The sequence below is a fragment of the Bowmanella denitrificans genome, assembly GCF_039522935.1.
In the GTDB taxonomy this organism is placed as follows: domain Bacteria; phylum Pseudomonadota; class Gammaproteobacteria; order Enterobacterales; family Alteromonadaceae; genus Bowmanella; species Bowmanella denitrificans.
The window spans coordinates 101259-110096 of the sequence record NZ_BAAAEI010000003.1 but is presented as its reverse complement, the minus strand read 5'-3'; the positions used below and the strand labels follow the sequence as shown (position 1 = coordinate 110096).

6 protein-coding genes are annotated in these 8838 nt (G+C 51.9%); 3 read left to right on the top strand and 3 right to left on the bottom strand.

The features are described from left to right. Positions 1-701: 701 nt before the first annotated feature. Complete coding sequence (gene folE, locus ABD028_RS02795) at positions 702-1256, bottom strand: GTP cyclohydrolase I FolE (RefSeq protein ID WP_343841480.1); 555 nt, start codon at positions 1254-1256, stop codon at positions 702-704. 131 nt (positions 1257-1387) lie between these two features. Between folE and ABD028_RS02790 the strand changes: the two genes are divergently transcribed. Both ABD028_RS02790 and ABD028_RS02785 read left to right on the top strand, forming a co-directional pair. Then, positions 1388-1516 (top strand): hypothetical protein, encoded by a 129-nt coding sequence (locus ABD028_RS02790; RefSeq protein ID WP_281259800.1) that lies wholly within the window; start codon positions 1388-1390, stop codon positions 1514-1516. Then, entirely contained in the window at positions 1516-2193 is a 678-nt protein-coding gene (locus tag ABD028_RS02785; RefSeq protein ID WP_343841474.1) for a DUF2982 domain-containing protein, read from the top strand. The genes ABD028_RS02790 and ABD028_RS02785 overlap by 1 nt, the downstream gene beginning before the upstream one ends. A gap of 5 nt (positions 2194-2198) precedes the next feature. On the opposite strand, the gene ABD028_RS02780 is transcribed toward ABD028_RS02785, so the two are convergent. Then, positions 2199-5351 (bottom strand): hybrid sensor histidine kinase/response regulator, encoded by a 3153-nt coding sequence (locus ABD028_RS02780; RefSeq protein WP_343841471.1) that lies wholly within the window; start codon positions 5349-5351, stop codon positions 2199-2201. Positions 5352-5513: 162 nt separating this feature from the next. Between ABD028_RS02780 and parC the strand changes: the two genes are divergently transcribed. Further along, on the top strand, positions 5514-7841 hold the full coding sequence (gene parC / locus ABD028_RS02775) for a DNA topoisomerase IV subunit A (RefSeq protein ID WP_343841468.1): 2328 nt from the start codon (positions 5514-5516) through the stop codon (positions 7839-7841). Here parC and ABD028_RS02770 read toward each other — a convergent pair. Next, positions 7814-8821 carry a YeiH family protein gene (locus ABD028_RS02770; RefSeq protein WP_343841465.1) on the bottom strand — a complete coding sequence of 336 codons (1008 nt, stop codon included), beginning with the start codon at positions 8819-8821 and terminating at the stop codon, positions 7814-7816. The genes parC and ABD028_RS02770 overlap by 28 nt on opposite strands. Between the last annotated feature and the right edge of the window lie 17 nt (positions 8822-8838).

The window sequence follows — 8838 nt, the reverse complement described above, 5'->3', positions numbered from 1 at the left end:
AAACGAGTCAGAACGAAGATACTGGCGTAACTATAAACCTGTGGCCAATATGACTTGACCACTACAGGCTTTTGTATTTTGGAAAGATAAGATTTCACCACAGAGACACAGAGGTCACGGAGAAAAGCCGGAGACTTTTTAATCTATGCTCTTGTCAACCAGCCGTTTTCTGCCCCTAGCGGTGATCAACAGTAAGCTTACCGTAAAAACGTTAAGTGCATAGTAAAAGACCGAAGTGTGACAACACCTTCAACCACTCCGTGCTCTCTGTGCCTCTGTGGTTTTTGTATTCTGGAAAGATAAGATTTCACCACAGAGACACAGAGGTCACGGAGGAAAGCCGGAGACTTTTCGAGTTATGTCTTTGAAATATAAGCGCTCTCTAAGCTTCAGCGGTGACAGTAGAAAAATTTTTCGCAGTAAAGCCCCCAACCACTCTGTGTTCTCTGTGCCTCTGTGGTTTTTATATTCTGGAAAGATAAGATTTCACCACAGAGACACAGAGGTCACGGAGAAGAGCAGGAGAATAATTTCTCTATATTTTTGAAAAATAGGCATTTTCTCATCTCAGCGGTGGGTGGACTAATGTCTCTCGCAAAGATGTTGAGTACGCCGAGAAAAGCTCTCAGATACAATGCCCTCAAAAACTCCGTGTTCTCTGTGCCTCTGTGGGTTCTATGCTTTTGCTACAGAAAACCGGGTTATTTGCCAATCAGGCGCAGGAATTCGTCACGGGTGGCCTGTGACTTACGTAGCCCGCCCAGCATCACCGACGTGACCATGGATGAATTTTGCTTTTGTACGCCGCGCATCATCATACACATATGCTTGCCTTCCATAATGACGCCAACGCCTTTAGCCCCGGTAACTTCCTGCACGGCTTCGGCAATCTGCTTGGTCAGACCTTCCTGAATTTGCAGGCGGCGGGCAAACATATCCACAATACGAGCAAACTTGGACAGCCCCAGTACCTTGCCATCCGGCAGGTAAGCAATATGACAGCGACCAATAAAGGGCAACATATGATGTTCGCACAGGGAGTAAAACTCGATATCCTGCACCACGACCATCTCATCGGTATTGGATTCGAAGATGGCACCATTCACCACCTCATCCAGGGTTTTATGGTAGCCATCGGTCAGAAACTGCATGGCTTTGGCCGCGCGCTTTGGCGTATCCAACAGGCCTTCCCGGGTGACATCTTCGCCAAGGAGTGTGATGATCTGCTCGTAATGGCCTTTTAATTCGTCTGACATCAATTCATCTCGTCGCTAGTGATGGCATTAATACGCAAAGGGACTCACTTTGGATCTGGCTTTGCATTGCGCCAACTGGGAAAATTGCCGGAGTATAACGTAATCATAGCCCTGGGTCAGGAGTTTGTGCGATGGTAAAAAAACAATCCGGCTGGTGGCGATCGCTATGGCATACCGATTGTGTGCGTTGCCGGCAAATTCGCATGGCACTGCTTTGGGGGGTACTGATGTATTTACTGGTGGTATTCTGGTGGATGTAATGATGCAAGAAGAAGTTATCCATATTCGCGCCGGAGCCAAGCGCAACGGCTTCAGTTTGTGCTTGTTTGGATTGCTGGGTTTATTGTTGTCGGCCTTATGGCTGAGCTTTTTGCCGGATTGGTTGAAACTGGCCGGCATTTTCCTGACCAGCGCGTCGTTGGTGACGATTCTGGTGGGTTGGTTGAAAGTAAGAGAACCCGTGCACAGTTTCGAGCTCAGCCGTACCAGTCTCAAATACCTGCACCGCTTCGGCAGTTGGCAGATTGAATGGCACAACATCCAACGGGTGGGCGTCCCCAGAGTCAGGCGCGGGCTGGAACACCAGAATATGGAACTGGTCGGTATTCGGATTAAGGATTATGAGCCACTGCTGAACAACCTTTCACCGCGCCTGGCCAGCAATATACTAATGCAACAACGCCCGCTACTGCTGCAAGGCGAGGACTGTCCAAGCGGCCAGTGTTACAGCGAAACCCTACTGGAAAATGATCGCTACCGCGCCCCTGGTGGCAGGGAGTACACTGGGATTTTAGCCATGTTCGCCCATCGGATGACGCGCATCCGTGAGGTACTGGGCTACGACTTGTTTGTTTACGGTTCTGAGCTGGACAGATCCGAATCAGACTTTGTCGCACTGCTGAAAGCCTGCCAGGAAGCGCAATCACAGTCTGAGTAGCATTGCTATCGAGCGGACTCCGAATTGTGCCCTTGCAGAAACGCCAGCCCTTGTTCTTCCACCTGCAAACATTCTTGGTTAAAGCTGTCCATCAGTGCCTGAGCCTGGACAATATGGCCGGTTTTCAGATGCTCTTCCAGTTCCTGACACAAAGCCCGTAATTTAGGTACACCGGTATAACAGCAGGCACCATGTAGCTTATGTACCAGGTACTCGAGTTGACCATGATCCTCGGCCTGAGCGGCTTGCTTGATCAGGCTGTGCATATCGGGTAGTTGCTGAATAAAGGCATCCAGCATTTGTCTGGCATGGTGAGGATTGTCATTGGCCTGCTGCAGGGCCTGATTCCAGTCCAGACTTTCTTCCGACACTGGCTGACACCAACGCTTAATCAACTTAATCAGATCATCAAAGTTGATAGGCTTAGGCAGATAATCGTCCATACCAGAACTCAACAGCTTTTCCTTTTCTTCCCGGAATGCGTGAGCCGTCACGGCAATAATGGGGGTGCCTCGGTTGAGGTGGGTCTTGCGGATCATACGACTGGCCGCCAGGCCATCAATGCCGGGCATTTGCACATCCATTAGAATCAGATCAAAAGCCTCTTTTTCGCAGCGATCGGCCGCATCCTGACCATTGAAGCTTAAGGCCAGTTCCACCGGCGAGTCTCGCAGCCAGGTGGCCAGCAGACGCAGGTTGATTTCCATATCATCCACGGCCAACACGCTCGCCTTGGGTAGGCTCTTAAGTTGGCGGCTGAAATTGTCGTTTTGAATCGGCGCAGGCGGCTGCAGCAGATTTTCCAGCTTGCTCGGTGTGAGTGGCCTTTCAATACGCCGTTCAAACATGGCAGAAATGATATCCTGCTGACTGGGCCTGGGGCCGCAATCCAGCAGAATCTTATGTCTGGCTGGCAAGGATTCCAGGTTTGCTAATTGTTGCTGATATCCCTGACAATACTCATCGGCACAAGCCAGAAACAGATAATCAAACGGTCCTTGCTGTTGTGCAAGATAGTTAAAGCTGTCGGTACTGGTAACCACTGCGCCCAGGGCCTTAAACATTTTGGCCATGGCCTGCCTGGCCGGTGGATAAGCATCAAATAACAGTACTTGCTTGCCCTGCCATCGACCATTGGCGGCCAACGACATCTTCTGACTAAGCTTATTGACCCGCAATTTCACCACAAACTCGGTGCCGATGCCCTGCTCGCTGTGCAGGTCGATACTACCGCGCATCAATTTGACCAGTTCCTGACAGATGGCCAGCCCCAGACCGGTGCCCTGATACTCCCTGTTGGTGGCACCGTCTAATTGTGAAAAGGCGGAAAATAGCTTATGCCGGTCTTCACGGCTGATACCTATGCCGGTGTCTTCAATGCGAAACACCAGCTCATACAAGCCATTAGCCTGATCTTCACCACTCACCGCCAGCCGCACATGGCCATAACGGGTAAATTTGATCGCGTTGCCAATCAGATTGGTCAGTACCTGGCGAATACGTGCAGCATCACCGATGAGTTTTTTCGGCAGAGGGCTTAAGTCACATATCAGTTCCAGGCCTTTGGCATGGGCCGAACGGGCCATCAGCCCGGTGAGTTCTTCCAGCAACTCGGTGGGGCAAAAAGGCTCATTATTGATTTGCAGCTTGCCGGCTTCTATTTTGGAGAAGTCCAGCACGTCGTTAATGATATTCAGCAGGTTATTGGCTGATGCATTGATAATACGTACATGCTCTTGTTTCTCGGTGGGCAGTGGCGTGTTGGCCAATTCCTGGCTGAAACCCAGAATCGCATTGAGCGGGGTGCGGATTTCATGGCTCATATTGGCCAGAAACTGGGATTTAATCTTACTGGCCTGTATTGCCTGTTTGCGGGCGATGTCCAGCCTGGCATTCTGCTCTTCAATAATTTCCATATTGTTGCGCAGATCATTGGTCACCAGGTCCACTGAATGGCTCAACTGGGTCTGGCTTTTCTCCATTAACGCCAGGGAAAATAATCCCGCTTCCACAAACACACCCATCTGGAAGCAATAGGTAGTGAGGAAATTGGTTGGCAGCCAGCCAAGCAGCCCCAGCATACCAGCCAGCGCGGCAGTGAGCAGGATACTCCAGGCAAACACAAAATACCGGGCCGGCTTAAACTGGTTGGCGTAGCTTTCATAGCCGGCATACAGGTAACTGCTGATAGCCAGCATACTGACCAGATAAACGGCATTATTCTGCCAGGCCGGATCCAGAAAATTACCCAGTGACGCCAATCCCAGCAGCACATTAATCAGCAAAATGCCTATGATCAGACGCGCGGCTTTGGGGGCGTTTTGCCTGACATCCAGAAAAGTGAAGGTAAAAATGCCGGCCGCCAGTGCCACCACCACGAACAGCAAGTCTGTATGTTGATTTAGCCAGTCAGAAACGGGGGAATGCCAATAGACCTGGATGTGTCCGCCCCAGACAAACTGCCATACCAAGACAGTGGCAATATAGGCGCAATAAATCAGTAAGTTAGCATCACGTAAGCTGGCAAACAGTGTCAGGTTGTATAACAGTAAAACCAGTAAGCCACCATAAAACATCCCCCACAGAAGATTTTCCAGGGCCTGCTTTTTGACGTGCAGGGGTTCGGCCGACAGCGTAACAGGTACTACCCTGGCTTCACCTTCACTATGCACCCGGATATACAGGTCCAGTCGGGTAGCGTAAGGCAGTGTCGCTTCCAGGGACGGATAGCGAAAGGCTTGTCCGGCATTATTCTTACCCTGCTTGCTATGTGCCAGCACTTTACCCTGTGCAACCAGATAGATATCCACATTGTCGTTCTGCGCATATCCTATATCCACCAGCCAGATGGGTTGCTGACTGACATTACTGAAGCTGGTGGTAAACCACAGCACGTCGTCGGCAAAACCGTAATTGGGGTTATGCTGAGCTGGCCACTGGAATTCGCCCTGCCTGGTCATCACCTGGTCAATACCCAGGTTGCCCTGTTCATCCACCAGCATGCGCATCTGATCGGTCAGACTGTGGGTTTTCTCTGCGTCAATTAACTGCAGACTGGCCTGGCCAGCAGCCGACAGGCTGAACAGCAAGGTCCAACAGAGCAGAAAATACTTGGCAAACACCATGGTTGTATCGGCTAAACGCGGTTCCAAAATCAAAGTGGTCTATTTAAGCATTGTCCACAGGGGGATACCAATGTTAAGTTGCCATTTTAGCGGTGCCATCACTCTAAATCTTGTCTTGAACCGTAAATCGGCAAATGACAATACAACGGGTGCCAGGCCAGTTGCCAATTCCGATAAGAATCACGTAAAACCACTATGAGCCAAGAAATCAGTATCAGTGCCGATGGCATAGAACAGTTGCCCCTGCGGCGTTTCACCGAAGAAGCCTATCTGAATTATTCCATGTACGTGATTATGGACAGGGCTCTGCCGCATATCGGCGATGGCCTGAAACCCGTGCAACGGCGCATAGTTTATGCCATGTCCGACCTGGGCCTGAGCGCCACGGCTAAATACAAAAAGTCAGCCCGTACCGTGGGCGATGTGCTGGGTAAATTCCATCCGCACGGCGATTCGGCCTGTTACGAAGCCATGGTGTTAATGGCCCAGCCGTTTTCTTACCGCTATCCATTGGTTGACGGCCAGGGCAACTGGGGGGCGCCGGATGATCCAAAGTCCTTTGCCGCTATGCGTTACACCGAAGCGCGTTTGTCCCGCTACAGCGAATTGCTGCTAAACGAGTTGGGGCAGGGCACAGTGGATTGGGTGCCTAACTTTGACGGCACACTGAAAGAGCCCAAAGTGTTACCGGCCCGTATGCCGCATATTCTGATGAATGGTGTGACGGGCATTGCGGTAGGTATGGCGACGGATATTCCACCGCATAACCTGCGTGAACTGGCGCAGGCCTGCGTACATTTACTGGACAACAATAAAGCGGACGTGGCCGAACTGATGCAGTTTGTGCAAGGCCCGGATTACCCCACCGAAGCGGAAATCATCACGTCACGCGATGAAATTCAGAAAATTTACGAAAGCGGCCGCGGCTCCATTAAGGCCCGCGCCGTGTATGGCGAAGAAAATGGCGAAGTGGTGATTACTGCCCTGCCACACCAGGCCTCCGGCGGCAAAATTCTGGAACAGATCGCCGCGCAGATGCAGGCCAAAAAATTACCTATGGTCAGCGATCTGCGTGATGAATCAGACCATGAAAACCCTACCCGCCTGGTGATCACCCCGCGTTCCAACCGGGTGGATATGGACCAGTTGATGCAGCACCTGTTTGCCATCACCGACCTGGAAAAAAGCTACCGGGTCAACCTCAATATGATTGGTCTGGACAACAGGCCCAAGGTCAAGGATTTAAGCAGTATTCTCAGCGAGTGGCTGGAATTCCGGCGCGATACGGTAACCCGTCGTTTGCAATATCGTCTGGAAAAGGTGTTAGCCAGATTACATATTCTGGAAGGCTTACTGATCGCCTTTTTGAATATCGATGAGGTGATCCATATCATCCGTACAGAGGATGAACCCAAGCCCGTGCTGATGGCCAGATTCGGTATTTCAGACAAGCAGGCCGAAGCCATTCTGGAGCTGAAGTTACGCCATTTGGCCAAGCTGGAAGAAATGAAGATCCGCGGCGAACAGGACGAACTGGCTGCCGAGCGTGACAAGCTTGAGGGTATTCTGGGTTCCAGTACTAAGCTGAAAAATCTGATCAAAAAGGAAATTCAGGCCGATGCGGAAAAATACGGTGACGCGCGCCGTTCCCCGATTATTCAGCGCCAGGAAGCCAAAGCCTTGTCAGAAAAAGAGCTGGTGCCATCCGAAGCCGTTACCGTGGTGTTGTCGGAAAAAGGCTGGGCACGTTGTGCCAAGGGCCACGATGTAGACGCACAAGGTCTGAGCTATAAAGCAGGTGATCAGTACCTGGCGTCGGCCAGAGGCCGCAGCAATCAGCAGGCCGTGTTCCTGGATTCCTCCGGACGTACTTTTGCCTGCGATGCTCACACCCTGCCGTCGGCCAGAAGTCAGGGCGAACCATTAACCGGTCGTTTTAATATTGTCGGCGGCGAAAACGTCGAACATGTCGTGATGAGCAACGATGACGACCAATACCTGCTGGCATCCGACGCAGGTTATGGCTTTATTGGTAAGTTTGCCGATATGGTCAGTAAAAACAAGGCTGGCAAGGCCTACCTTAGCCTGCCGATGGCCGCCAAAGTATTAACCCCACAACGGGTGCGCGATGTACAAAGCGACTGGTGCCTGGCCATTTCCACCGAAGGACGAATGCTGATGTTCCCGCTTAAGGATTTGCCGGAGCTGGGCAAAGGTAAGGGTAACAAGATCATCAGTATTCCTTCCGCCAAGGCCCAGGCCCGGGAAGAATACGTAAAGGTATTGGCAGTGGTGCCACAAGGGGCACAGGTTAAAATTCTGGCCGGTAAACGCGGTATGACCCTGAGTGCCGAGGACTTAAGTCACTTCCAGGGTGAACGGGGCCGCCGCGGACATAAACTGCCCCGCGGTTTGCAGCGGGTGGATGGCATTGAGGTCATAGCGCCGGAAGTAAAAGCCGCCAGCCTGACAGAAAGTGAGTCCGCCACAGAATCTCAGGCAGATAACAGTGCCAACAGCTGACTGAGCAAATAACCACCAATCAGTAGCAATAAAAACAGCGCAGCCGCCAGCAACAGCGGACGGCGCCCTGCCCTGACCACCTGAGCGGCGCGGGTGTTCAACCCCAACGCCAGCATGGCCATAGTCAACATCAGATCATCCAGTACTTGCAGCATATGCAGGCCTGAGATGGGCAACCAATCCAGAGTTCTGATACCACTGCAACACAAAAATCCCAGGGCAAACCAGGGTAAGTGCAGCGATTTCTCGCTGCGCCCTGGCGTGTTGGATTGCTGCCAGCCCAACCAAACAAGAAAAGGGGCCAACAGCATCACCCGCAGCATTTTTTCAATGATGGCGGCTTGCTGAACCTGTTCACTGACGGCGGCAGAAGCAGCGGCCACCTGGGCCACTTCGTGCACTGTGGCCCCGATCAGTACACCATATTGCTGTGCCGGCAAGGCCAGCAAGGAATAACCAAGGGGATACAACAACATGCTCAAGGTACCGAACAGCACCACAGTAGCAATGGCCACCGAGACTTTTTCTTCTGAAGCTTTGAGTACAGATTGACTGGCCAGCACCGCCGCCGCGCCACAGATGGCGCTGCCGGCCCCCACCAGCAGACTGGTATGGCGGTCCAGCCCGAGCTTTTTGCCCAGCCACAAGGCACAGCTAATCACCGAGAAAATCACCAACACCGCCATTAGCACGCCTTGCATACCCACTTGCTGGATCTGCTCAAAGCCGATTCTGAATCCGTATAAGCCAATGGCGATACGAAGCAAGGGCCCCTTCGCCCATTGCAATGATGCGTCAACATGCACAAGCCCAGCTGCAAATCGGCTATGGCCCAGTACCAGTCCCACAAGCATCGCCAACATCAAAGGTGAAATTGCCGGAACTTGCTGATTGAACAGCAGACACAACAGGCTAATTGACGCCAGCATCAGCATGCCATAGCAAACAGAGGCACGGGGGTGGGTGGCATAAGTGGGCATAGTAACGCGTCGCAGAG